This window comes from Ruegeria sp. CDSA141 (assembly GCF_059612005.1).
Window position 1 is genome coordinate 230,743 of sequence record NZ_JBXWPT010000004.1, and the last position, 25,477, is coordinate 256,219.

The window sequence follows — 25,477 nt, forward strand, 5'->3', positions numbered from 1 at the left end:
TCAACTCTCCAGTCCAAAGCGGGTGCGGGCCTGACGGGCACTGGCATTGATCAACCGATCAGCGATGATGGCAATGAAGGCAATCGACAGACCGGCCACCAGACCGCGACCGGTATCGGCTTTGGTCAAGGCGATGTAGACCTCTTGCCCCAGATCACGGGTACCGACGAGGGCGGTGATCACCAGCATTGACAGCGCCAGCATGATCGTCTGATTGACGCCCAGCAGGATTTCAGGCAACGCCATCGGCAGCCGGATATGGCGCAGCAGTTGCGTACGGGTGCAGCCTGAGACCAGACCTGCCTCGATCAGTTCCTCACTGACCGAGTGCACGCCATGGGCGGCATAGCGGACAGCTGGGGCCAGCGCATAGAGGACGATGGCGATCAGGGCGGTGAAATCGCCGACCCGGAACAGCATGACGACAGGGATCAGATAGACAAAGCTGGGAAGGGTTTGCAGCGTGTCGATCAGCAGGTTGATGGCCGTCCCGGCGCGTTTGTTCAGCGCCGACAAAACTCCCAGGGGCACACCGATCAGCGTCGCCAATATGACGGATGCACCGCACAGATACACGGTTACCATCGCCTTTGACCACAAGCCCGAAAGCAGGATCAATGAGGCCATCCCACCACACAACAGCGCCAGCCGCCAACCGCCAGCGTGCCATCCCAGCAAGGTCAGCATCGCGATGGCCCAAGGCCATGGGATACCCAGCAGAACCGTTTTGATCGGGATCATGAACCACGTCAGAAAGAAGACTTTGATGGCCTCGAACATGTCGAAATAGTTGACGTTCAGGTACGCGACAGTGTCATCCCAGAACGCACCGGTCGTGATGGTCTGGCTTTGGGGGTATTCCAGCAGCAGTGGCGAGAACTGTCCCAGAACCCAGGTCAGCACCAATAAAATCAGCACCAAAACCGTCCGGCGATGACGAGCGATCCACGAGCCGGGAGCCTCATGATGCACTTGCCCCATACGTTCGGCAAAGGCTTGGCTCAGACGGTCGACGGCAATGGCCAGTACCACGATGGCGATGCCGGCTTCGAACCCTGCTCCAATGTCCAGACGGCGCAGCGCGGCGAGGACGTCAAAGCCCAGCCCCCCTGCCCCAATCATCGAGGCGATGATGACCATGTTCAGGGTCAGCATAATCACCTGATTGACGCCTACCATCAGGCTGTGGCTGGCCGAGGGCACAAGCACTCGCCACATCAACTGCCGCTGGGTTGTACCCGCCATGCGCCCGAAATCCAGGATTTCGGGATCAACGCCTTTCAGCGCCAGCGTGGTGATCCGCACCATCGGTGGGGTCGCATAGATGATCGTCGCGACCAAGGCAGAGATCGGGCCAAAACCAAACATGAACAGGATCGGTACCAGATAAGCAAAGATCGGGATCGTCTGCATCAAGTCCAGAATGGGCGAGATGATCTTTTCAAAAAGCGGATGGCGATAGGCCAGAATGCCCAACAGCAATCCTCCACCTGCGCCAATTGGTACGGCAATCAGGACCGACGCCAGCGTCACCATGGCGCTGCCCCATTGTCCGAAAACTGCAAGATAGATAAAGCAGGCCCCGACCAAAGCGGCCAATCCCCAGTCACGGCAATATTGACCCAAGGCGACAACGGCGGTGATGACCACAATCCAGCTGATTGCAGGCAGGATCACCTGCGCGTCATTCCCCTGACCGCTGACAAAGCCGTCGGCCAGCAGGGCAAGAACCAGATTATAGGGCTGTTCGATCAACCATGCGATGGCGCGGGTGATATCGGTGAACGAGACCGGACCAACGGCCGCATCTTCGATCAGCCAGGACATTGCCAACGAGATATAGGACTTGAACGGAATGACCCAGGCCGAAGGGAACTTTGTCAGCCAGCGCGCATCCAAGGCTTTGCTCAGATCGCGACCATAATAACCAAGAATGACCGTGATCAGAACGAGCACCAGAATGATGATCTGACTGCGGTTCAGGCGTGTCATGCCACGTCTCCACCGCCAAACAGCACGTGCGCCACGGCCTTGCGATCAATGGCGCCAACGACTTGCCCGTTGTTGTCAGCAACAGGGATCGGCGCGTCTGCGGCAATGATCCGTTCGGCCACATCGGACACGCGGGTCGATTGCAAGATCGGGTCCCCTTCGCCAGCAGCCCCGGCCATCATGACGCCACCGACTGTCAGAACTTTGGACCGGGGGATATGCCGTGTGAATTCAGCGACGTAATCCGTTGCAGGATGCATCACAAGCTGTTCTGGTGTGGCGATCTGGATCACCTCACCATCCTTCATGATGGCAATCCGATCAGCCAGTCTGACCGCCTCTTCAAAATCATGGGTGATGAAGACAATCGTCTTGTGCAGGCGCTCCTGCAGGCGCAGGAATTCGTCCTGCATCTCGCGGCGGATCAATGGGTCGAGGGCCGAAAACGGCTCGTCCAAAAACCAAAGGTCCGGTTCAGTCACAAGCGACCGGGCGATCCCCACGCGCTGCTGCTGTCCACCCGAGAGTTCGCGCGGATAATAATCTTCACGACCTTTCAGGCCGACCAATTCCACGACCTCGCGGGCATTGGCGTCGGCTTCGGCTTTGGGAGTGGCCTGAATAGTCAACGGGAACATTACGTTCTGCAAAACGGTCAGATGCGGCAGCAACGCGAAATGCTGGAACACCATGCCCATCTTGTGACGCCTGATTTCAATCAGTTCTTTCTCACTGGCGCGCAAAAGGTCAGCATCATCGAACAGGACTTCTCCGCCAGTAGGCTCGATCAACCGGGACAAGCACCGAACCAGAGTTGATTTGCCAGACCCCGACAGGCCCATGATGACGAAAATCTCGCCTTCAGAGATCTCGATATTGGCGTTGCGGACTGCGCCGATCACGCCTGCCTTGCGAATATCATCTGCCGTAGGTTCAGGGGTTGTCCGCAGAAGCCGATCTGCGTTGGGGCCATAGAGCTTCCAGATATTTCGGCACGACAGTTTGGTCTTGGGGGGCATCAGTGTGGTCCGGTTAATTCGCGAAAAAGGCCAGAGCGGACCGAGAGAGCGACAGGCCCGCTCTGGCCAGTGGATTATTTCGAGATCCAGCCAGACCAGCGGTCTTTGTTGGTCTCCATCCACTCTGCAACAACGCTGTCGATTTCCACGCCATCAAGATCGGCCTTGCCGACCATGGCGCTCATTTCATCATTGTTGATATTGTAGGCTTCGATAATGTCATATGCGCCTGGCCACTTTTCTTGCAGGCCAGACCAGGCGGCTTTCCAGATCGGGCCACGCGGCTTGCCGCAATCATAGGCCATGTCTGGGTTCACACCAACCGAAGGGTCACTATAGCATTCTGGCGTAAATGGCGGGAATTCGACGAACTCGCCTTCGTATTTCGCCGGCGCCCAATGTGGGACGTAGACCCATAAGACAATCGGATCCTGCCTTTGATACGCGGATTCCAACTCGGCAAACAGGGCCGCGTCGGTGCCCGCATGGACGACTTCGAAATCCAGTTCAAGCGCTTCGACACGCTCGTCATCGAAGCCACCCCAGGTCACCGGTCCACCGACATAACGCCCGTTCGGAGCAGTTTCAGCCGTCGCGAATTCCTCGGCACAATCTTTTAACGCTTCCCAGTTCGGCAATCCCGGGCACCGTTCCTTCATGTAACTGGGGTACCACCACTCTTCGATCGCCATCAGGCCGGTTTCGCCGACATTGACGACCTTGCCGGTTCCGGTTGCTTCGTCCAGAGCCTCGCGCCCGGTGGTTTCCCAGATTTCCATCGCCAGATGCAGGTCACCCGTTTTCAGACCGGCGAATTGAGCGATGTAATCCGCCTGAACATATTCAACGTTGTATCCAGCTTCTTCCAGTATCGAACCCATGATCTTGGTATTGATCAACTGCCCCGACCAGTCGTGGAGCGTCAACTTGATCGGGTCCGAGGACTCAACAGCCCAAGCAGTTGTTGCGGCTCCGACTGCCATAAAGGCCAGCGCAGAAATTCCCATTTTACAATTCATAACACCTTCTCCCTGTCGTGATTTTTTTCGATGAATCGGTGGTATTGAGTATAGACGACCACATCGTGGGGTTTTGTGTCAATAAAAACCACGTAAAGCCACATTTTTTCCTGATTAATGCAGATTTCAAAAGCAAATCTGTCGCTTCGCGTTGCTTTATGTGGGTATTGTGGTATGGCTTTAAGTCCCTTATGACGATGCCATCAGAGCGCGGCCCATGAACCTTCAGACCACCAACCAACGAGAAGAAGAAATCTTGCGCGCGCTTTTTCGCGCGGGTGGGTCATGCCGGGTAAGCGTTTTGGCAAATGATCTTGGGGTCAGCCTCGAAACCATTCGGCGAAACGTGCGCAATCTGGAAGAGCGCGGCATTGTGCGTAAGGTCCATGGCGGAGTTCATCTTCTCGAGGACATTCTGGAACCGTCGCTGCAAAGCCGTCTGGACAAGAAGGTTGACGCGAAAGAGAAGTTGGCGAAAGCGGTTGCCGAGGTCATCAGCGACGGAGACTCAGTTTTCCTCGATATCGGCTCGACAACCGCATATGTGGCGCAGGCGCTTGGCAACCACAGTGATCTTTTTGTAGTGACCAATTCGGTTTTTGTTGCCCAGGCATTGGCTTCAAGAAACAACAACCGCGTATTCATGGCAGGTGGCGAGCTGCGCTCACATGATGGCGGCGCATTTGGTGTTGAAGCTCAGGACCTCATCAAACGTTTGAACGTCCGTTTCGCGGTTCTGTCTGTTGGAGCGGTCAATGCGGATCCGGGCTTTATGTTGCACGACCTGCAAGAAGCTAACCTGGCCCGCGTCGCCATTCAAAACGCACAGGTTCGTATTGTAGTGGCCGATGGCGAAAAGCTGGGAAAACGCGCGCCGGTAACACTGGAACCTGCCAACAAGATCAATCTGTTCTTTACTGATGTGAACCCGCCCGAGGGTATTCGCCAGATGCTTTCGGCGAATGAAATTGACCTTGTTGTGGCCGAATAGGCGCCTAACGCTTTTGGGCGATGACCCACACTGGGTGGTAGGTCAAATGAACCCTGCCGTCAGCTCCGAACTTTTGCACGTAGTCAGCTTCGAACCGGGCCAGAGTGGCGCGGGTCCATGCACCTTGTGCCCGACCATTTACCCCCGTCCTGCGCAAATACTTCAGAACATCTCTGGGGGTGGCAAAGTAGGATGGCCTCACGCTTTCACCGACCGACAGAACTTTGAGCGGCCCTTCTATGGCAGCCACAAGGGCATCAGTTGCACAAAGGCCCGGCGCCCGGGCTGTTGAACCGATTTGCGTAAGCTCCTGGTATTGCAGTGGGCCAAACCCGGACATCGCCAGCCACCCACCGGGTTCAAGCGCATCGGCTACCTTTTGCAACAATCGGGCCGGATCCTCCATCCATTGGATCATCGAAGCCGACGCGACCAAATCCAGCCTCGCTGGCCACTCGACCAGGCGAACATCTCCGGCGATGAACGCCGCCTTTTCCGCATCTGCCGTCGCCCGCGCTTGAGGCGCGATATCGTTCAGGTAGAGATCGGGAAGGTCAAAGCTTTGCCGCAGCAACCGGGTCAGATGGCCTGTGCCGCAACCCAGCTCGAACGCCACATCAAACCGGCTTGGCGCGCCTACCCGGCGCATCTCGGAAACCAGCTTGCGGGCAACCCAGGCCTGCTGGCTGGCTGTGTCGTTGTAAGTCTGGAAGCTTCGGCTGAAGCTTCGCTGCACCTTGTCCGCCAATTGCGCTGTCATGACATCCACTCCGCCCAGCTTTGGCCCGGTTGGAAAGGTACATGCGGAGCGGCGACGCGTTTGATAGCATCCGGGTTCGCGGCCCAGGCCGTCCTTTGAGCATTGGACGGAATGATCCGATCCCGCTCTGATATCCAAACCCGATCAAAGCCGGGATCAGGCGCCGAGCCGCGCTCAATAACCGCGTGAAGTTCCTTTTTTGCCTGCTCGATGTCCAGTTCAGGTATGTCAGCAGATAGTCCGGCGCGTCGGCAAAACTTGATGAAACTTGACGATGACAGCTGATCCGCCGTGGCACGGACAATATCAGGCGCGATGCCCCGGTCTGCGCAGGCAGGATGCAACGTACCGCTGACGGCAACCAGCCGGTCAGGGCGAAACTGTGTGCTGGCCAACCAATGGGCCACGGATGCGACACCGAAGGAAAACGCAAGCATTTCGACGCGGTCAAACCCGGCCAGATCGGGCAAGGGATCATCGAGCCGAGTATAGTCATCCATCAGCAGAACAGATCCGCCTCCGGTGAGACCGCGGAACGGTGCGGCACCCAGCGCCCACCCCCCGAAGACGAGAGTCAGCCTGCTGTCATCCGATTGCGCCAGCCACTGGTGTTTCATTGCTGCCCCCCGGCCAAAGCGACCATCGCGCTCGTGACCCGGCTGAGTTCATCAGATGAAATAATGTAAGGCGGCATACAATAGATGTTTCGCGCAAAGGGACGCAGCCACACTCCGGTCTTCGGGGCCAGCCGGTGAGCGACAGAAGGATCAACCGTTTCCTTCATTTCGATAACGCCGATGGCGCCGAGAACCCTGACGTCTGCTACGCCTGACAAACCGCGCGCTGGTTCCAGCTCGGTCCGCATCTGGTTTTCAATATCAGCCACCTGGCGTTGCCAGCTCCCCCCTGCCAGAAGGCCGAGGCTGGCCGATCCTGCGGCACAGGCAAGAGGGTTGGCCATGTAGGTCGGGCCGTGCATGAACACTCCGGCCTCACTTTCACCAATGCCATACGCTACCCGTTTGCTGGTTACGGTTGCGGCAAACGAGATATGCCCACCGGTCAGAGCCTTGCCCAAACACACTATATCCGGGGTGATGCCCGCATGATCGGTGGCGAACAGCTTGCCGGTTCGGCCAAATCCGGTTGCGATCTCATCGAAAATGATCAGCACGTCATGGGCATCGCACATGGCGCGTGCCGCGCGCAGCCATTGGGGATGATAGAAATACATACCCCCGGCGCCTTGAACCACGGGTTCAAGGATCAGGGCCGCGAGGTGATCGCCCTTGTCGGCCAACAGTCGTGCCAGCGACTCCAACCCGTTCCGCGCCGGGTCCTCGGGCCAGTCATCCTCCAACCGAACCTGGGGACGCGGCAGGAAGTGCTGGATCGACAAAGCCCCGCGGAACAGCCCGTGCATACCCGTCACCGGGTCACAGACGCTCATCGCTTTCCACGTGTCACCGTGATAGCCGCCCCGAATTGTGGCAAATTCGAATTTGCGGGTGCGGCCATGGGCCATTTGGTACTGCACCGCCATCTTCATCGACACTTCGACCGAGACAGACCCACTGTCGCAATAGAAAATGCGGTCCAACCCCTCGGGCAACATGTCGACCATCCTGCGCCCCAGATCAATGGCCGGACGGTGTGTCAGCCCCCCGAACATCACATGAGGCATCTTTTCCAGCTGGGCCTGCATGGCGGATGTGATTTCGGGATGCTTGTGGCCGTGGATAGCGCACCACCATGACGACATGGCGTCTATCATCTTCGCACCGTCCTCCCGATAGAGATATACACCCTCGGCCCGGTCGATAAGATGCATCGCACCGGGATCAGCCACGTTCGTATAGGGGTGCCAGAGGTGGCGGGCGTCAAACTCAAGCGGGGTCACAGAAACCTCCGTATGGTCGCCACGTCTATGGACGAAAACGCATCCGACAGGCTTTGCTGCGTCAGGTCTGCAAGATATGGCAAGCGTCCGAGGTGTCGAACGTTGCTCATTTCAACGATGGTTCGCTCCACGCCAGGCTCCGGGTCTCCGACAAAAGCGACGCCAACCACTTCGCACCCTGCGTCTCGAAGCGCCATCAGGGACAGCGTGGTGTGGTTGATCGTTCCCAGCGCAGTGCGTGCGACCAGAACGACCGGGACCTGCCATTGGGCGATCAGATCCAGATAGTAGGATTTGCGGTTCAGAGGCACCATCAGCCCCCCTGCCCCCTCCACAACCAGTGGCCCGTCCACCTGCGGCAGCGCTAGCCGGGACAGATCGATCTCAATGCCCATATCTTCCGCAGAAAGATGGGGGGAGGCAGGCATGTTCAGGCGATACGCTTCGGGCAACACGTCCACACCGGACAAGGTGCAGACGGTTTCCGTGTCCGTTGCATCCTCCAGACCCGATTGAACCGGCTTCCAGTAGCTGGCGTTCAGGGCCGCCGTCAGGCCAGCCGAAAAAACTGTTTTTCCGACGCCGGTATCGGTTCCGACAATGACCAGAGCGCTCATGCGGCCTCCGATTGGTGGCTGGAGATGGTTGCAAACAGGGCCGAAATGTCCTCAGGACTGACATTCCCGGTGATCGAGACGCGCAGACGGGATGTGCCTTTTGGAACGGTAGGCGGGCGAATGCCGCGAATGTCATACCCCTGATGTTGCAAAGCCTGTGCCATCGCCATCGTCCGGGCCTCATCGCCAAGAACGACGGGAATGATCTGGCTGTTCAAGGCCGTGTCAGGCAGCCCGGCTTGACGGGCCGCATCATGTGCATGGCGCAGCCGCTTGCGTGCAGCAGTGACTAAACCCTCATTCCCGGCCAATTCACGCAGGGCTGCCCGTACCAGAGCAGCGTTCAGAGGGGACGGTGCTGTTGCAAAGACAAATGGCCGCGCGCGGTTTATCAGGGCATCGATCATCGCGCGTGGGCCACAGATCAGCCCACCAGAGACACCAAGCCCTTTGCCGCAGGTGTGCAGGGTCAGAAGGTCAACGTTCAGATCATGCGCAAGACCCCTGCCATCTGTCCCGAAAACGCCCGTGGCGTGCGCCTCATCCACGATCAGAACGGCTTCGGATTCACGCGCCAGACATGACAGGTCCTTTAGCGGGGCCAGATCGCCCTCCATGGAATAGACACTTTCAACAGCAATCCATACCTGACCCTGCCCACCAGCGGATCGCCATTCGGTCAAAACGTTGCGCGCATCCGCGACGTCGTTGTGGCGAAAGGCACGCAGATACGCACGGCTGGCGCGCATCCCCTCGTGGGCGCTGGCGTGAACCAGTTCGTCATACAAAACCAGATCCCCGGCAGCCGGCAGGGTGGAAAAGATCGCTTGGTTGGCCTGAAACCCTCCACCCATGAACAATGCGGCCTCGGACCCAAAGAAAGCCGCCGCTTCATGTTCCAGCGCCTCATGCTCAGGGTGATTTCCCCGCAGCAGCCGCGAGCCGCCCGAGCCTACGGGCACGCCGCGCGCCAACGCTGCCTGCGCAGCCTCTTGCAACAGGTTTGACCCGGCCAACCCCAAATAGTCGTTAGACGCAAAATCCAGCCCGCGCGCCGGGATCAAAGCCCGACGGCGGTGCCGGGCTTCCAGTGCATCGAGCATGGATTCCAGTCGTTCGACTGCTTTCATTCGGCGGCTTCCGTGCGGTTATGTTCTTCAGCCGTTTCGGCCTGAAGGCCAAGTTTCGCAAACAGGATCGAGTCGGTATCTTCCTCAGGGTTTTCTGCCGTCAAAAGAGTTTCGCCGACAAAGATTGAATTTGCTCCGGCGAAGAAACACATCGCCTGCATCTCGTCACTCATGTCACTGCGACCGGCGGACAGCCGAACGTAGGATTTGGGCATCAGAATGCGGGCGGTTGCGATGATCCGCACAAAGTCGATCGGATCAATCGGTTCGGCGTCAGCCAGCGGGGTATCCGCTTGTGGCATCAACATGTTGATCGGCACCGAATCCGGCGGCGGGGTCATGTTGGCCAAAGTCAGCAACATGTCGATACGGTCGCCAGTATGTTCACCCATACCCAGAATACCACCCGAGCAGACCTTGATTCCGGCTTCCTGTACCCGGTTCATCGTGTCGATCCGATCCGAGAACGTACGGGTGGTGATCACTTCGGAATAATAACGTTCGGATGTATCGATATTATGGTTGTAATAGTCCAATCCGGCATCGCGCAGCTGAACCACCTGGGTGTCATCCAGCATGCCCAGCGTCATGCAGGTTTCCATGCCCATCGCCTTGACGCCCTCAACCATGGCGACCAGAGCAGGCATATCGCGCGGCTTGGGCTCGCGCCAGGCGGCCCCCATGCAGAACCGGGTCGCGCCACCGTCGCGGGCCTTTTTGGCCTCGGCCAGTACACGCTGAACCTCGATCAGTTTCGATGCAGGCAGGGTGGATCCGTTTCGGGCCGATTGCGAGCAATAGGCGCAATCCTCGGCGCACCCGCCGGTTTTGATCGACAGCAGTTTAGAGGTCTGGATCTTGTTCGGATCAAAATTCTCGCGGTGCACGGTCTGTGCCCGGAACAGAAGGTCCATCAACGGGAGGTCATGAACAGCTTGCGCAGACTTTCGGGTCCAGCCGGAATGAGGGATGATCATTTTATCTATAAAACTTCCTGCAGCTTGCGTTGCCGTGGATTTATTATCGATAAAATCTGAAGGCGCAACAGTGTTGGCGCAAACGATCCCAAATCAAGCGAAAATGCCGCGATTTTCAGAAATCAAGGCCCAGATCAACGGTTCGGGCGGAATGCGTCAGCGCTCCGGACGAGATGTAATCGACTCCGGTCGCTGCAATCGATGCGACCCGGTCCAAAGTCACATTTCCGCTGGCTTCGGTCTTCATTCGCCCATCCACCATGGCAACCGCTTCGCGCAGCATCTCGTTGTCCATGTTGTCCAGCAACACGACGGACGCGCCGCCAATCCTGAGCACTTCAGCCAACTGATCCAGTCGATCGACTTCAATCTCGACGGCCATCATGTGACTGGCTTGCGCTTTGGCGGATTCAAGAACCTGACTCACACCCCCTGCGGCGGCGATGTGGTTGTCCTTGATCAGGATCGCGTCGGACAACGAATAGCGATGATTGAAACCGCCACCGTGCAGCACGGCCTGTTTTTCGACGATGCGAAGTCCGGGCGTGGTTTTACGGGTACAGGTCATTCGGGCATCCGTGCCCTTTGTCTGCTGTACAAAGGTGGCAGTTTTTGTGGCAATACCGGTCAGACGACCGGCAAAATTCAGCGCGACCCGCTCACCCGACAAGATCGAAGCTGCGGAACCTTTGATGGTCATCAGCGTGTCGCCGCGTCGACAGGACTGGCCATCCTTGACAAGCACCTCAACCTCAAGCGCCGGGTCGACCAGCCGGAACGCTATCATGGCCACCTGCATGCCCGAAACAACGGCGTCCTCGCGCGCGTTCAGTCGGGCTGTATAGATCGTGCTCTGCGGGATCACGGCGCGGGTGGTCACATCACCGTAAGCTCCCAGATCCTCCATCAGCGCCGCGCGGACGACGGGTTCGAGGATCAGATCGGGCAGGGTCGCAAAACTCATGGTAATTCCTTGCAGGCTTCGGCGCGAATGTGCAGTGCGTCGCTAAGATACATCCGGGATCGTTTGCCGGGACCGTCGGCAGTTTCCGGAAAGTCGGATCGTTCATGCGCGCCGCGGCTTTCTTCGCGCTGCAATGCTGCCGCGGCGATGAGGGTTGCTGTGGCACACATGCTTCTGAAAGACGGGCACACGCCATGCTGGTCCTCAAGCGCGGCAATCGTGCGCAATGCGCGGCATAACCCGGCGCGATCCCGGACCACGCCAACATCGCGCGACATAGTCGTGCGTAATATACTGACTGCATCGGACGTATCCGGGGTGTCAGCTTGATCAAATCGAAGGACCACAGGCTCCGACCCGGATGAATCCGGTATCAAACGCGTAATGTCCTCGGCACAGATGCGTGCAAACACCAATGCTTCGAGCAATCCGTTCGAGGCCAGCCGATTGGCGCCGTGAAGGCCGGTCGAAGACGCCTCACCGCACACCCACAACCCATCCAGTGTCGCGCGACCATCAGTGTCTGTTGCAATTCCGCCCATATGGTAGTGCGCTGCAGGAGCGACCGGTATCGCGTCCCTGACCGGATCGATTCCGTTGCGCGCGCAATAAGCGGCAACCGCCGGGAAAAGCTCGTTTATTTGCGCGCCCAAAGCCTCGCGGGTGTCCAGCATCGGTCGGTCGCCGGCCTGCACTTCTGCAAATATCGCGCGGGCCACAACGTCGCGCGGGGCAAGCTCGGCATCAGGATGAACGGCCGGCATGAAACGCTCGCCATGCCTGTTTATCAGAACGGCCCCTTCTCCGCGCAGGGCCTCGGTCGCCAGCGGGGCCGGGTCTTCACCCACGTCCATGGCAGTGGGGTGGAACTGTACGAATTCAGCGTCGGCAATCAGTGCCCCGGCCCGTGCGGCCATTCCGATGACCTGCCCGCGGATGCGGGCCGGATTGGTCGTTAGGGCATAAAGCCCGCCAGAACCGCCACCCGCCAACAATACGGCAGGTGCACGAAGCGTCACAGGCGCGGATCCGCTTTCCGAAGCATCCTGCACAACCACTCCCACCACGCGCCCTTCCGTCACTTCCAACGCAATAGCAAGGACCCCCTCCAAAACCTGCACAGAAGGAGTTTCACGCACACGCTCGATCAGGGCGGCCATGATTTCGCTACCAGCCTGATCCCCCTTAACCCGCACCACGCGGGCAAAACTGTGCGCGGCTTCGCGCGACAGGACATACCCACCATCCTCGGTGCGATCAAACGGAGTGCCCAAAGAGGTCAGGTCGAGAATATACTCACGCGCCTCGCGCGTGACCAAATCTGCGACGTTTTGCTCGACGGTGCCGGCCCCGGCATTGACGGTGTCAACAGCGTGGCTTTCCGGACTGTCGGCCAAGTCCATCGCGGCGGCAACGCCCCCCTGCGCCCATGCCGAACTTGCACCTTCGCCCAAAGGATCAGGCGAGATGATCACCACCGGTCGCGGTACCAGTTTCAACGCAGCATAGAGCGCGCCAATCCCGGCCCCGACAATAATGACGCGATCCGTGGTGATATTGGACATTGCTGGTCAGATGCCGAGCTTGCGGGACAGATCAATCATCGCCTGAACGGATTTGCGAGCCTTCTCTGCCACGTCTTCAGCGACCTCGACCTGGCCTTCCATCGAGTGCAGAGCATAGAGGATCTTTTCAAGCGTGATCTTTTTCATATATGGGCACATGTTGCACGGCCCTACGAAATCGACCTCGGGCAGTTCATCAGCGATGTTCGACGCCATGGAACATTCGGTGATCAGCATCGCCTTCTGAGGCTTCTCATCATGCACATATTTGATGATACCGCTCGTTGAACCAGAATAATCCGCCTCGGCCACCACATCCGGCGGACATTCCGGATGAGCGATCAGGCGCGTACCGGGGTTCCATTCTCGGAAGTCGCGCAAGTCCTGCGCGGTGTATTGTTCATGCACGATGCAGGAACCGGGCCAGTACACCACGTTCTTGTGGCTTTCATTGGCCACGTTTTGAGCCAGATATTGATCCGGCGTCATGATGACCGTGTCGCTCTCCATGGCATTCACGATCTGCAAGGCGTTCGACGAGGTGCAGCAGATATCAGAAGCCGCTTTGACCTCGGCAGTGGTGTTCACATATGACACAACCGGCGCGCCGGGGTATTTGGCCCGCATTTCGTCGATTCCTTCAGCAGTAATCGATTCTGCCAAAGAACAGCCCGCATCCATGTCCGGCATCAGAACCGTTTTTTCGGGACTCAGAATTTTCGATGTTTCGGCCATGAAATGAACCCCAGCCTGAACGATCACATCCTCTTCCACCTCACTGGCCTTGATCGCCAGTTGCAGGCTGTCACCCACGAAATCGGACACACCATGATAGATTTCCGGTGTCATGTAATTGTGCCCAAGGATCACGGCGTTACGCTCTTTCTTGAGCGCGTTGATCGCCCGCACATAGGGCGCATAGATCGCCCAATCCGGCGGGCTGATCACACGATCCATACGGGCAAACGTGTCTTTCATCTCATTGGCCAACGTGGCCGATGGGGCGAGGTCATAGACGTCCGAAAGAACAGTGCGGACTTGTGCAATATCGAGCAACGGGCGAGCCACCTTTGTCAGTTGTCGTTAGCCTGGCGGGCTGCTTAACGGCTTAGCCCTAGCTGAAACATCCCCGGTTCGAAACCGGAAAATTCGGCGTTAGCGCTAAGCCATGCAGACAAATTCAAAGATGAACGGCAAATCAGCCCAGAATCCCCGGCAGACGCAGCCCGTGTTCACGTGCGCAAGCCTTGGCATCCTCGTAACCCGCATCTGCGTGACGCCACACACCTGAAGCCGGATCGTTCCACAGAACCCGTTCGAGACGTCTGGCCGCTGCATCGGTTCCGTCGGCACAAATCACAACACCCGCGTGTTGACTGAAACCCATGCCAACGCCGCCTCCGTGGTGCAGCGAGACCCACGTCGCGCCCGAGGCGGTATTGACCAGCGCGTTCAGCAGCGGCCAATCCGACACGGCGTCCGAGCCGTCCTTCATCGCCTCGGTTTCGCGGTTCGGCGACGCGACCGAGCCGCTGTCGAGGTGGTCACGACCGATGACGACCGGCGCCTTCAATTCTCCATTCCTAACCATCTCGTTGAATGCCAGCCCAGCCTTGTGGCGGTCGCCCAGTCCAATCCAGCAGATCCGGGCGGGAAGGCCCTGAAAGGCGATGCGCTCCTGCGCCATGTCGAGCCAGTTGTGCAGATGAGTGTTTTCGGGGAACAGTTCCTTCATCTTTGCGTCGGTTTTGTAGATGTCCTCGGGATCACCCGACAGCGCGCACCAGCGGAACGGGCCGATGCCGCGGCAGAACAACGGGCGGATATAGGCGGGTACGAAACCGGGGAAGGCAAAGGCGTTTTCCAAGCCTTCGTCCTGCGCCACCTGCCGGATGTTGTTGCCATAGTCCAAGGTTGGCACACCCGCGTTCCAGAAATCGACCATGGCGGCCACGTGTTGCTTCATCGACGCTCGGGCTGCCTTTTCCACGGCCTTGGGGTCGCTTTCCCTCTTGTCTTTCCACTGCGCCATGCTCCAGCCCAATGGCAGATAGCCGTTTACCGGATCGTGGGCGCTGGTCTGATCGGTCACGATATCGGGGCGCTTACCACCCGCTTGCATGCGGCGGTAAACCTCGGGGAAAACCTCGGCGGCATTGCCGAGCAAACCAACCGATTTCGCCTCGCCCGCCCTGGTCCAGTGGTCGATCATTTCGAGCGCCTCATCCAGTGTCTCGGCCTTTTCGTCGAGGTACTTGGTGCGCAGGCGGAAATCGATGCTGTCAGGATTACACTCGACGGCCAGACAACATGCCCCTGCAAAGACGGCCGCCAGAGGTTGCGCGCCGCCCATGCCGCCCAGACCGCCAGTCAGAATCCACTTGCCGGTCAGGTCCCCGTCATAGTGTTGACGCCCCGCCTCAGCAAAGGTTTCGTAAGTGCCCTGAACGATGCCTTGCGTCCCAATATAGATCCACGACCCGGCCGTCATCTGGCCGTACATCATCAGGCCCTTCTTATCGAGCCCGTTGAAGTGATCCCAGTTGGCCCAATGCGGCACGAGGTTCGAGTTCGCGATCAGCACCCGAGGTGCGTCGGCATGCGTCCGAACGATGGCGACCGGCTTGCCGGATTGCACCACCAGCGTTTCATCTTCCTCCAGGTCCATGAGGCTGGCAACGATGGTATCGAAATCTTTCCACGTCCGTGCGGCACGGCCGATGCCGCCGTAGACAACCAACTCATGCGGGTTCTCGGCCACATCCGGGTGCAGATTGTTCATCAGCATCCGCATCGGGGCTTCGGTCATCCAGCTTTTGGCGTTCAGTTCGGGCCCTGTCGGGGGATAGATGTCACGGGTGTTTTTACGAGGGTCGGTCATCGGGCAAGCTCCAATGCAGTGTCGTGGATGGCGTCAAGGATGTCTTTGAGCCAACGGCGCAGGCGGTTGGCTTTGTCAGTATCAAAAGTCCAGGGCGGCGCTTCGGCGCTCAGGTAAGCCGACTGAGCCAGCTCCATCTGGATCGCGTGAACCCCTTCGGAGGGGCGCCCATAATGGCGCGTTGTCCATCCGCCCTTGAACCGCCCATTCAGAACAGCCGTATGGGGCGAGGACGCCGCGAACTCATGCGTTATGGCTTCGATTTCCGGTGCACAGGTCGCCCCATTGTTCGTGCCGATGTTCAGATCGGGCAAAGTACCGTCGAACAGAAAAGGAATATGACTGCGGATCGAGTGGCAATCATACAGCACCGCAACCCCATGGGCCGCCTTCACCCGCTCCAACTCAGCCTGCAGGGCGACATGATACGGCGCATGGAAAACTTCCCGCCGTTCGAGGATATCCTTTCCGGAAGGCGGGATGTCCCAGATGCCCTGGCCGTCGAAGTCCGTCAGCGGCACAAGGGTTGTCGTGTTCTGACCCGGATAAAGCGACACACCCGACGGGTCTCGGTTGGCGTCGATCACATATCGGTGGAAGGTCGCCCGAACCGTGGTCGCACCGGGCAGAAGTCCTTCATACAAGGTATGAATATGCCAATCCGTATCCGCCAAAGCCTTGCCCCGCGCATTCAACTTGGCCTCGATCGCGGCGGGCACATAGGTGCCGGTATGCGGCAGACCCAGCACGATCGGACTGTCACCGCGCGAAATCTCGACCGGGCCGCTCATACGCCAAGTTCCGGCATGGCGATGCCAGTACCACGGGCAATCTCGCCACTGGCGATCAGGGCCGAGGCTGCTTCGATCTCGGGTGCCATATAGCGATCATCACCCAAGGCCGGCACCACGGCACGCAGCCGTGCCATCACGGCCAGCAACGTTTCGCTCGTGGGCAGCGGCGCGCGGAATTCGACACCTTGTGTGGCACAGAGCAGTTCGACCCCCAGAATGCGTTCTAGATTGGCAACCATCTGCCCCAATCGCCGCGCACCATGGGCCGCCATCGAAACGTGATCTTCCTGATTGGCCGATGTGGGCGTCGAGTCCGTCACGCATGGATTGGCCAGATGCTTGTTTTCGCTCATCAGTGCAGCGGTCGTCACCTCGGCGATCATGTAGCCCGAGTTCAGACCCGGATTGGGCGTCAGAAAAGGCGGCAGATCAAAGCTGAGCGCAGGATCGACGATCAGCGCAATGCGACGTTGCGCAATTGCCCCGATCTCGGCCACGGCGAGCGCTATCATGTCTGCGGCAAACCCAACGGGTTCGGCATGAAAATTCCCGCCCGAGACGATCAGGCCGGTTTCCGAAAGAACCAGAGGATTGTCCGTCGCCGCGTTGGCCTCGATTTCCAGCGTTGTTGCGGCCTGCCTCAGCACATCCATCGCGGCGCCCACCACCTGAGGCTGACAGCGGATACAATACGGGTCCTGAACGCGGGTATCGCCATCCCGATGGCTTTCACGAATGACCGACCCGGCCAGCAGCGCTCTCATGGTCACTCCGGCCTCAATCTGCCCGCGATGCCCGCGCAACGTGTGGATTTCCGGTTGCAACGGGGCGGTCGAACCCATGATCGCATCCGTCGTCAGCGCCGACGTAACCAGCGCGCTTTGCGCCGCCTGCCACGCGCCAAACAAGCCGGCCAGTGCAAAGGCCGTCGAAAACTGGGTGCCGTTGATCAGCGCCAGCCCTTCTTTGGGGCCCAGCTCGATTGGTTGCAGACCCGCCTTGGACAGCGCAGCGTCACCGGGCATCACATCGCCACCGAATTCGGCCTCACCAGCGCCCATCATGACGGAAGCCATGTGGGACAAGGGCGCAAGATCACCCGAAGCCCCGACCGAACCCTGCGCCGGGATCACCGGGGTCACACCCTTGGACAACATCCCTTCCAGCAGGGTGATCACCTCTGGCCGAACCCCCGAGGCCCCGCGACCAAGGCTCAGCAGTTTTAGAACCACCATCAATCTGGCAAGGGTGCGCGGGATCGCAGGGCCTACACCGCAGCAATGGCTGAGGATCAGGTTGCGCTGCAAAGTGGCGGTGTCCTCGGCTGCGATTTTGACGCTGGCCAGTTTCCCGAACCCAGTGTTCACGCCATAAACAGCGGCCTCTCCCGCCGCCGCATCGGCAATGCGCTTGTGCGCTTCTTCGACAGACGGGTGGCAAGCAGGATCCAGTTGAACCGGGCGTTCCTCGCGAAAGACCTGTTCCAGCTGTGACAGGGTAACGGTGCCCGGAGTGAGGGTCATGGTCGTCAAAGTGAGCCTCCGAATATGCGGGTATGAAGAGGATTGAAGCCGATGCGATAGGCCAGTTCCGCAGGGTGTTCGACATTCCAAACCGCCAGATCGGCGCGATGCCCGACTGAAATCTGTCCGCAGTCAGCCATGCCGAGAGCGCGGGCAGCGTAGGTCGTCACGCCCTTAAGGGCTTCCTCTGGCGTCATGCGAAACAGGGTACAGCCCATGTTCAACGCAAGCAGCACCGAGGTCATCGGCGCCGAGCCGGGGTTGCAATCCGTTGCAAGCGCCATGGGCACACCGTGCCGGCGCAACAAGTCAATCGGCGGTGCCTGGGTTTCGCGAAGAGTGTAGAACGCACCCGGCAGAATGACGCCGACGGTACCGGCCTGTGCCATGGCCTGAACACCTGTTTCATCAAGATATTCTAAATGATCTGCCGACAACGCGCCGTATCTGGCAGCCAGTTTTGCGCCGCCCAAATTCGACAATTGTTCGGCGTGGATCTTAATCGGCAGGCCAAGCTCTGTCGCGACATCAAAAAGCGGGATCAGCTCTTCCGGTTGAAAGGCGATGCCTTCGCAGAAGGCATCGACTGCATCGACCAATCCCCCGGCATGAGCGGCGCGAAGCGTGGGAATGCACAGCTGATGAATGTAGTCCGATGCCCTGCCCTTATAGTCCTGAGGCACCGCATGAGCCCCCAAAAAGCTGGTCAGAACACGGACGGGACGATGATCCGGCAACGCCCGAGCCGCGCGCAACATGTTCAATTCAGTCTTGTCATCCAACCCGTAACCAGACTTCACTTCGATGACCGATACCCCTTCAGCCAGCATCGCGTCCACACGCGGCAATGCTTGTGCGACCAACTCCTCCACGTCAGCCGCGCGCGTGGACTTTACGGTCGAGATGATTCCACCGCCAGTGCGGGCAACCTCTTCATAGCTCGCCCCATTCAGGCGCATTTCGAACTCTACGGCGCGATGACCACCATGAACCACGTGAGTGTGGCAATCGATCAACCCAGGCGTAACCAGGCGTCCACCGAGTCGAGTCCGCGGCTGGTCGGCGAATCGTGAAGGAAGGTCAGCGACAGCTCCGACCCATGCGATGCGCCCGTCCTGCAACGCGATCGCGGCATCTGGAACCAAACCGTATGGTGTGCTGCCTTCGGTCATCGTTGCGGCGTCAAGATCGGTCAAAACCCGCGTTTGCGTCTGCATGTGACTCGCAACCTCCGTGCATTTCCTTCTTTTCTAGTACATTTCCATCAATTATATGTCTATGCATAAAATGAGGTGGAAAATGGCTATCTTCGCTAATCGCGCATTATTGAGCACCGGTTGGGCTTCGAACCTGCGGGTCGAAATCAAGGAAGGCCTGATAACGTCGTTGCAGAAGGGCGCGACGACGCAAGATGGCGATACGCGCGTCGACACTTTGCTGCCCGCATTGGCCAATCTTCACAGCCACGCATTTCAGCGCGCGATGGCGGGGATGACTGAATATCGAAAGGCCGGGCGCGACAGCTTCTGGACGTGGCGGGAACTAATGTACCGATTCACCGCGCACCTGACGCCCAATCAGGTACAGGCGATTGCCGCACTGGTCTATATGGAGATGCAGGAAGCCGGCTATGCCTCGGTTGGTGAATTCCATTATCTGCATCACCAGCCAGACGGCACACCTTATGGCAATCTTGCAGAGCTGTCCCAGCGGATCATGGCTGCTTCAGCCGAGTCTGGAATCGGACTGACGCATCTGCCCGTACTTTATTCTTATGCAGGGGTCGGCGAGCAACCGTTGGAATCGGGACAGCAACGATTTGGCAATGATGTGGACCGCTATCTAGCGCTGGTCGAGCAAGCGCAAGCGGCACTGGGCGATCTTCCGGATGACTGTCAGATAGGCATTGCCCCGCATTCCTTACGCGCGACGTCACCACAAGATCTTGCCCGGGTTTCGGAAACCAAAACGACAGGACCTGTCCACATTCACATCGCGGAACAGCCCAAAGAGGTAGCGCAGGTTCACGAGAGTCTGGGCGCACGCCCGGTGGAATGGCTCTTGAACAATGCAGAGGTAAACAATCGCTGGTGCCTCATCCACGCCACTCATATGACCGAAAGGGAAACCCGAGATATGGCGGCAACCGGCGCGGTCGCGGGGCTTTGTCCGATCACCGAGGCCAATTTGGGCGATGGCCCTTTCAACGGAGTTGTCTATCTTGAAGCCGGCGGTCGTTTCGGAGTTGGGTCGGATTCAAACATTTTGATTTCGATGACAGAGGAACTGCGAACGCTGGAGTACTCACAACGCCTGCGAGACCTGTCGCGCAATGTTCTGGTCGACGGGGACGGTTCGGTTGGACAGACACTTTATTGCAATGCGGCTTTGGGTGGCGCGCAAGCCCTGGCGCGCGCAGCGGGTCAGATCGCAGAAGGGATGCTGGCGGATCTTGTTGCCATTGACAGTCAGGATCCCGCGCTTTGTGCCCTGCGTCCTGAACAGTTGCTCGACGGGTTGGTCTTTGCCGCGAAGGATCACGTAGTGACCGATCTGTGGTCGGCGGGCCGCCATCAGGTACGCCAGGGCCGTCATATTGCACGGGATCGAATCGTATTTGACTATCGGCGGGCTATGGCTGATCTCATACTGAGGCTTTGAGTTTGCTGTTCCCTTTACGGGCTGACAAAAATGGCTTCATAATACCAATATGTTTGTACGTAATTGGATGAACACCACGTGACCGATCAAAAACACCTCGGCTTTCAGGACATTCGAGACGAAGTCGTGAACCGCATTCAAACCCGAGTCTGGCCGCAGGGAAGTCTGTTGCCCACCGAGATGGAATTGGCAGCCGAGTTCGGCGTAGCACGGGCGACGGTCAATCGGGCGCTGCGGGAACTTGCCGAACAGGGCATTGTCACCCGCAAACGTAAGGGTGGCACGCGTGTTGTGACCACGCCGGTAAAGCAGGCGAAGCTGCCAATCACTGTCGTTCGGCAGACAATAGAAGAAATGAATGCCGAATACCGCTATGCTTTGGTCAGCCGAACACTGATCGACTGCCCCGCGTGGTTACAGGCAAAGCTGAGCATTCCCGAAGGCGCGCAGGTCGTCCATTTGCAATGTATGCACCACGCCGACAACCGTCCGTTTCAGTTCGAGGAACGCTGGATCAACGTCAGCACCGTGCCTCAGGTTCTCGACGAAGATTTCCTGACCACCGGGCCGAATGAATGGCTGCTGTCCGAGGTGCCGTTTTCAAACGCTGAAATTGCCTTCTCGGCCGTCCCGGCAACAGGGCATTTGCAGGAGTTCCTGGCGGTACCGCCCGGCACACCGTTGTTTCGATTGGAACGCACGACCTGGTTTCGCAGCGATCCGGTTACATTCGTGCGCATGACTTTCCATCAGGGATACCAGATGCGCACCACGTATTGAGGCCAACGCGCTGAACAGGTTTTGATGGTGGTGAAAAACCTTACTGTTTTGAACACACCTTCCTTACTGCCGTCATAGCCCCTTTGACCCTTCCGAAAGATGACATTTCGATCCTAAAGCCAGCCTATCTGGCCCTGTCCCGGGGTTTTGCGCGGAGGCAGTGCGGGTAAGGTTAACCAGCGGCCTGCCGCGAAAGCAGGTTGCAACAGATTTTGGTATTGGCTTCTCGACGCTGAGCCGTTTGATCCAGCAGGATCGGCGCAATCCTGAGAAGCCATCCGCCCAGTCTGATCTCGAGCGCAAGGTCGCGGAACTGCGGAAAGAGAACCGCATGCTTAAGAAGGAGAGGAGCTGAAAATTGCCACCCAGTTCTTTGCGGAGTAAAGCAAATGAGGTTTGCTTTCATCGTCAAGACCTCCGACATCCTCCCTGTCGAGCGGCTGTGCCAGATCATGGATGTCAGTCCAAGAGGGTATCGCGGCTACCGCGATCGTCCGCTCAGCCAGAACCAGCTAATGCTATGATAACGCCGCCCGCCTCTGGAAAGAATGCTATACATGAGCCTGCCGGGCAATGGTCGAAACCTTCTTCAAGGCGATCAAAGCTGAGTTGTTGTGGCAGCAATACTGGAAAACGTGTAAAGACACCGAGATCGCAATCTTCGAATATTTCAACGGCTTCTACAATCCACGACGCAGGCACTCGGCCCTCGGCTGGAAAAGCCCTTTGGCCTTCGATGCAAAGGCTGCAATAGCAAGCAATCGGAGCGGCACGAAAGCGTGACGGGTCCATCCCAATGATCCGGGCTTTCGTGAAACAGCTTTTCGCATTCATTTGCGCCTTCCAAAGCTAAACAAACTCTACATCAGAACGAGGGACGTTTCTGGGGCAAGTCAGTTTGTCCCCTTTCGCGCAGGCCGATGTGCCCGAGGCCCGAGGTGTTATCTTTGATATCTCGGCTAACACATTGGAAAGTGAACATACCTGCGGGATCTTTCAAAAGCCCGGGTCGAAGTGGATGAAAAGCAATCCGTTGCTGTGGCGGCTTTGGGGTTGGTCCCCGGTATGCCCGCAGACCTGTTCGCAAGCACAGACGAACGCGCAGTGATTGCGTATCCGGCACAGCCTATCAGCGAGTGTCTGGCCCAAACGTTTATCGAGTAAACGGTTTTACAAGACTTATAGCTTTAAACTGTTGTGTATCGAGTGTTTGGGTGTGTGAGCGATGGTCTGCGCCCCTGTTCCGGGCGCGGGCCATCCCTTTGGTGGGTTACACCCCATAACGAGCAAGAAACATGTCAACGGCCTGAGCAGCGACCTGATCTATTTCATCCTGGGTGAAAGTGTTCTGAATGCCGAAAGCTGCCCGGGTCCAGATCCGCACTTTGCACAGTTCGGAAAACTGCTCGGCGGCGATATGTACATCTTCAATGGCCAATTCGCCTTTGGCCACGGCCTTTTCCAGGTACTCGGCCATCTGTCGCTGGCCATTTTGTGGCCCAGCCTCATAGAAAGCGCGACCTAGTTCGGGGAACCTGTCGCGTTCGGCAACGCAGATCCTGAATACCTGTTGCGCGAAATCTGACACAAGAAAACTGGTCAGCTGTGTCGCCGTGATCTGAAGCACTTCACGAGCAGGTTTGGTTTCGTCGATCATCGAGATGACCCGCTCGGCCATCAGGCAGCATTCTGTTTGGGCAACTTCCATGAACAAAAGGCGCTTATCAGGGAAGTAGCTGTATAGCGTTGCTTTTGACACGCCAGCCGCGCGGGCGATGTCATCTACACTTGCACCTTCAAACCCGTCCGCCATGAAAACCTCTCGGGCCCCGCGCAGAACCTGGTCGAATTTTCGGCCGGTGCGCAGGATGGTGGCGGTCTGGGTCATGTCGTCTCCTTGATCGATAACTACACCAGCTTATAAACCGTTCGGTTTAGATACAACGATTCTCGGATACTTCAGCGAATCCGACGGTGCAGTTGCTTTGATGTCTGGTACTTGCAGCGAGTTCAAACCGTGCTAGGACTTGGCCCATGGTCGACATCTTTCTGCGCACCCTTCCGTTTTTCGCGATTATCGGCCTGGGCTTTTGGGCGGGGCGCACACGGTTTTTCACGGCTAAAGCCACGGCATATCTGACCAAGTTCGTCTTTTATTTTGCGCTTTCGGCGATGCTGTTTCGCTTTGCAGCCACCCTACCCTTTGCCGAGATTTTCAATGCCCGGCTCATCCTTGGATATCTGCTGGGAACCGTGATTGTATATGTGCTGGCGACGGTCGTCGCGTGGCTGCGTGGGCTCGACATTCCGACCGCCGCGGTCGAAGCTCAGTGCGCGGCCATCGGCAATGTCGGGTTTCTGGGACTTCCCATGCTTGCTCTTTTGTTCTCTGAGGCTGCGATTGGGCCCGTGATGCTGGTCCTGACCGTCGATTTGGTGGTGTTTTCATCCCTTATCGTGATCTTGATCAATGGCGGCCGTGACGGAAAGCTGACTCCGGCCACGTTCAAGCTGATCGGAATGGGTTTGGTCAGGAATCCCATGATCGTATCCATCTCAGCCGGCCTCGTCTGGTCCTGGCTGCAAATACCTGTCCCTGAACCTCTTGGCGATTTTCTGACCATTCTCGGTGGTGCCGCAACTCCCGGAGCATTGTTCGCTATTGGCGCATCGTTGGCAAGCAAGTCGGCTGAACGTGTCCAGATCGCCGCTTGGTTAAGCTTTTGCAAACTGGTGATCCACCCGGCCTGCGTTGCGGTCGCTCTGTTGTGGCTGATACCGATTGAAACTTTTCCGGCAACTGTTGCCATCGCAGCAGCCGCTTTGCCTGTTGCGGGCAATGTTTACATGCTGGCCGCGCATTATGGAATCGCCCCGCATCGCGCGTCAGCCGCAATCCTTCTATCCACAATCGTCAGTATTCTCACCGTGCCAATGGTGATCGCCTGGATGGGCGCATTCTGACTTTCACCTTTTCGAAAAAATCTCTCAACGAAGGCGCGCAGACTTTACGCCGGGTCTGCTGATCGTTAGCCATGTTGCGACTCTAAAATAAGGACGGTGCCTGATGGAAACCCTTTCGGAAAATGCCTGTTTTGGCGGTGTGCAGGGCGTGTACCGCCACGCGTCCTCGTCGTGCAAGTGTGACATGACTTTTGGCCTGTTTCTTCCAGCCGAGGCTAAGGACGGGCCGGTTCCGGTTCTTTGGTATTTGTCAGGATTGACCTGCACCCATGAAAACGCGATGACCAAAGCCGGGGCTCAGGCGTGGGCTGCGGAACAAGGGATCGCCGTGATGTTTCCGGATACGTCGCCGCGCGGTGAAGGCGTCGCGGATCACGAAGATTACGATCTGGGTCAGGGCGCAGGGTTCTATGTGAACGCGACACAGGAACCTTGGGCACCGCATTTCCGGATGTGGGACTATGTTGCCGAAGAGCTGCCCGCTCTGCTGTTCGAAAACTTCGCCATCGACAGCGAACGCCAGGCCATTACGGGCCATTCCATGGGGGGGCACGGCGCCCTGACACTTGCCTTGAACCTGCCCGGACGCTTCCGTTCGGTGTCAGCCTTTGCGCCGATCTCGAACCCGACCGGAGCGAATTGGGGCCGCAAACAGCTGAGCGCCTATCTCGGTGACGACGAAGCGCTTTGGGCAAAACACGATGCGTCTTTGTTGATGAAGAAAACCGGTTTCGACGGTCCGATCCTGATCGACACCGGTGCAAACGATCAGTTCATGGATCTTCTGCGTCCCGAAGCTTTGGCGCAAGCCATCGCCGAACGTCGCCAGCAAGCGACATATCGCTTCCAGCCGGGTTACGATCATTCGTACTTCTTTGTGTCCACGTTTATGGAAGATCACATCATCTTCCATGCCGAGGCACTGTACGGAGACTGAGGG

At 58.0% G+C, this 25,477-nt stretch carries 23 protein-coding genes and 1 pseudogene; 7 read left to right on the forward strand and 17 right to left on the reverse strand.

Annotated features, from left to right (window positions below):
• The 3 genes from AC2FLP_RS09000 to AC2FLP_RS09010 all read right to left on the reverse strand — a co-directional run bounded on the left by AC2FLP_RS09000 (position 1) and on the right by AC2FLP_RS09010 (position 4,030).
• The gene (locus tag AC2FLP_RS09000) at positions 1-1,992 is read right to left on the reverse strand and encodes an ABC transporter permease (protein WP_496682862.1); all 1,992 of its coding nucleotides are present in this window, start codon (positions 1,990-1,992) and stop codon (positions 1-3) included.
• The gene (locus AC2FLP_RS09005; RefSeq protein ID WP_117873172.1) at positions 1,989-3,011 is read right to left on the reverse strand and encodes a quaternary amine ABC transporter ATP-binding protein; all 1,023 of its coding nucleotides are present in this window, start codon (positions 3,009-3,011) and stop codon (positions 1,989-1,991) included. The genes AC2FLP_RS09000 and AC2FLP_RS09005 overlap by 4 nt, the downstream gene beginning before the upstream one ends.
• A gap of 74 nt (positions 3,012-3,085) precedes the next feature.
• Positions 3,086-4,030 (reverse strand): ABC transporter substrate-binding protein, encoded by a 945-nt coding sequence (locus tag AC2FLP_RS09010; protein ID WP_117873170.1) that lies wholly within the window; start codon positions 4,028-4,030, stop codon positions 3,086-3,088.
• 217 nt (positions 4,031-4,247) lie between these two features.
• Here AC2FLP_RS09010 and AC2FLP_RS09015 point away from each other — a divergent pair, with 217 nt between their 5' ends.
• On the forward strand, positions 4,248-5,021 hold the full coding sequence (locus tag AC2FLP_RS09015) for a DeoR/GlpR family DNA-binding transcription regulator (protein ID WP_117873168.1): 774 nt from the start codon (positions 4,248-4,250) through the stop codon (positions 5,019-5,021).
• A 4-nt stretch (positions 5,022-5,025) separates the two neighbouring features.
• Here the strand turns inward: AC2FLP_RS09015 and AC2FLP_RS09020 are convergent, their stop codons facing one another.
• The 13 genes from AC2FLP_RS09020 to hutI all read right to left on the reverse strand — a co-directional run bounded on the left by AC2FLP_RS09020 (position 5,026) and on the right by hutI (position 19,349).
• Complete coding sequence (locus tag AC2FLP_RS09020) at positions 5,026-5,781, reverse strand: methyltransferase domain-containing protein (RefSeq protein ID WP_299898041.1); 756 nt, start codon at positions 5,779-5,781, stop codon at positions 5,026-5,028.
• A complete protein-coding gene (locus AC2FLP_RS09025) occupies positions 5,778-6,398 on the reverse strand; it encodes a DUF452 family protein (RefSeq protein ID WP_117873164.1) in 621 nt (206 codons plus the stop codon). Before AC2FLP_RS09025 ends, AC2FLP_RS09020 begins: the two co-directional genes overlap by 4 nt.
• Entirely contained in the window at positions 6,395-7,681 is a 1,287-nt protein-coding gene (bioA, locus tag AC2FLP_RS09030; protein ID WP_299898037.1) for an adenosylmethionine--8-amino-7-oxononanoate transaminase, read from the reverse strand. Before bioA ends, AC2FLP_RS09025 begins: the two co-directional genes overlap by 4 nt.
• Entirely contained in the window at positions 7,678-8,298 is a 621-nt protein-coding gene (bioD, locus tag AC2FLP_RS09035; RefSeq protein ID WP_496682856.1) for a dethiobiotin synthase, read from the reverse strand. The genes bioA and bioD overlap by 4 nt, the downstream gene beginning before the upstream one ends.
• Positions 8,295-9,428 (reverse strand): 8-amino-7-oxononanoate synthase, encoded by a 1,134-nt coding sequence (locus tag AC2FLP_RS09040; RefSeq protein WP_496682853.1) that lies wholly within the window; start codon positions 9,426-9,428, stop codon positions 8,295-8,297. Before AC2FLP_RS09040 ends, bioD begins: the two co-directional genes overlap by 4 nt.
• Entirely contained in the window at positions 9,425-10,405 is a 981-nt protein-coding gene (bioB, locus tag AC2FLP_RS09045) for a biotin synthase BioB (protein ID WP_117873155.1), read from the reverse strand. Before bioB ends, AC2FLP_RS09040 begins: the two co-directional genes overlap by 4 nt.
• Before the next feature lie 115 nt (positions 10,406-10,520).
• Positions 10,521-11,369: a carboxylating nicotinate-nucleotide diphosphorylase gene (gene nadC / locus AC2FLP_RS09050; protein WP_496682850.1), complete on the reverse strand. Its 849-nt coding sequence runs from the start codon at positions 11,367-11,369 to the stop codon at positions 10,521-10,523.
• On the reverse strand, positions 11,366-12,934 hold the full coding sequence (locus AC2FLP_RS09055) for an L-aspartate oxidase (RefSeq protein WP_496682848.1): 1,569 nt from the start codon (positions 12,932-12,934) through the stop codon (positions 11,366-11,368). Before AC2FLP_RS09055 ends, nadC begins: the two co-directional genes overlap by 4 nt.
• A gap of 6 nt (positions 12,935-12,940) precedes the next feature.
• The gene (gene nadA, locus AC2FLP_RS09060) at positions 12,941-13,990 is read right to left on the reverse strand and encodes a quinolinate synthase NadA (RefSeq protein ID WP_496682846.1); all 1,050 of its coding nucleotides are present in this window, start codon (positions 13,988-13,990) and stop codon (positions 12,941-12,943) included.
• Between the two features lie 142 nt (positions 13,991-14,132).
• On the reverse strand, positions 14,133-15,815 hold the full coding sequence (gene hutU, locus AC2FLP_RS09065; RefSeq protein ID WP_496682843.1) for a urocanate hydratase: 1,683 nt from the start codon (positions 15,813-15,815) through the stop codon (positions 14,133-14,135).
• Entirely contained in the window at positions 15,812-16,606 is a 795-nt protein-coding gene (gene hutG, locus AC2FLP_RS09070) for an N-formylglutamate deformylase (protein WP_299898017.1), read from the reverse strand. Before hutG ends, hutU begins: the two co-directional genes overlap by 4 nt.
• A complete protein-coding gene (gene hutH, locus AC2FLP_RS09075) occupies positions 16,603-18,132 on the reverse strand; it encodes a histidine ammonia-lyase (protein WP_496683153.1) in 1,530 nt (509 codons plus the stop codon). The genes hutG and hutH overlap by 4 nt, the downstream gene beginning before the upstream one ends.
• A gap of 5 nt (positions 18,133-18,137) precedes the next feature.
• Entirely contained in the window at positions 18,138-19,349 is a 1,212-nt protein-coding gene (gene hutI / locus AC2FLP_RS09080; protein WP_496682840.1) for an imidazolonepropionase, read from the reverse strand.
• Between the two features lie 82 nt (positions 19,350-19,431).
• On the opposite strand from hutI, the gene AC2FLP_RS09085 reads away from it, so the two are divergent.
• From AC2FLP_RS09085 to AC2FLP_RS09100, 4 genes and pseudogenes are all read left to right on the forward strand, one after another.
• Entirely contained in the window at positions 19,432-20,793 is a 1,362-nt protein-coding gene (locus tag AC2FLP_RS09085) for a formimidoylglutamate deiminase (protein ID WP_117873143.1), read from the forward strand.
• Between the two features lie 78 nt (positions 20,794-20,871).
• On the forward strand, positions 20,872-21,573 hold the full coding sequence (gene hutC, locus AC2FLP_RS09090) for a histidine utilization transcriptional repressor HutC (protein WP_299898008.1): 702 nt from the start codon (positions 20,872-20,874) through the stop codon (positions 21,571-21,573).
• A 389-nt stretch (positions 21,574-21,962) separates the two neighbouring features.
• Positions 21,963-22,097, forward strand: a complete 135-nt coding sequence (locus AC2FLP_RS09095; RefSeq protein ID WP_496682836.1) for a hypothetical protein — start codon at positions 21,963-21,965, stop codon at positions 22,095-22,097.
• Positions 22,098-22,143: 46 nt separating this feature from the next.
• Positions 22,144-22,356 (forward strand): annotated as a pseudogene (locus tag AC2FLP_RS09100) (IS3 family transposase); the annotation flags it as partial.
• Between the two features lie 487 nt (positions 22,357-22,843).
• Here the strand turns inward: AC2FLP_RS09100 and AC2FLP_RS09105 are convergent.
• On the reverse strand, positions 22,844-23,461 hold the full coding sequence (locus AC2FLP_RS09105) for a TetR/AcrR family transcriptional regulator (protein ID WP_117873141.1): 618 nt from the start codon (positions 23,459-23,461) through the stop codon (positions 22,844-22,846).
• 146 nt (positions 23,462-23,607) lie between these two features.
• Here AC2FLP_RS09105 and AC2FLP_RS09110 point away from each other — a divergent pair, with 146 nt between their 5' ends.
• Together AC2FLP_RS09110 and fghA are read left to right on the forward strand one after the other, a co-directional pair.
• Positions 23,608-24,537, forward strand: coding sequence for an AEC family transporter (locus tag AC2FLP_RS09110; protein WP_496682832.1), 930 nt, complete (start codon positions 23,608-23,610; stop codon positions 24,535-24,537).
• A gap of 103 nt (positions 24,538-24,640) precedes the next feature.
• Positions 24,641-25,474 carry an S-formylglutathione hydrolase gene (gene fghA, locus AC2FLP_RS09115; RefSeq protein WP_496670544.1) on the forward strand — a complete coding sequence of 278 codons (834 nt, stop codon included), beginning with the start codon at positions 24,641-24,643 and terminating at the stop codon, positions 25,472-25,474.
• Positions 25,475-25,477 lie beyond the last annotated feature (3 nt).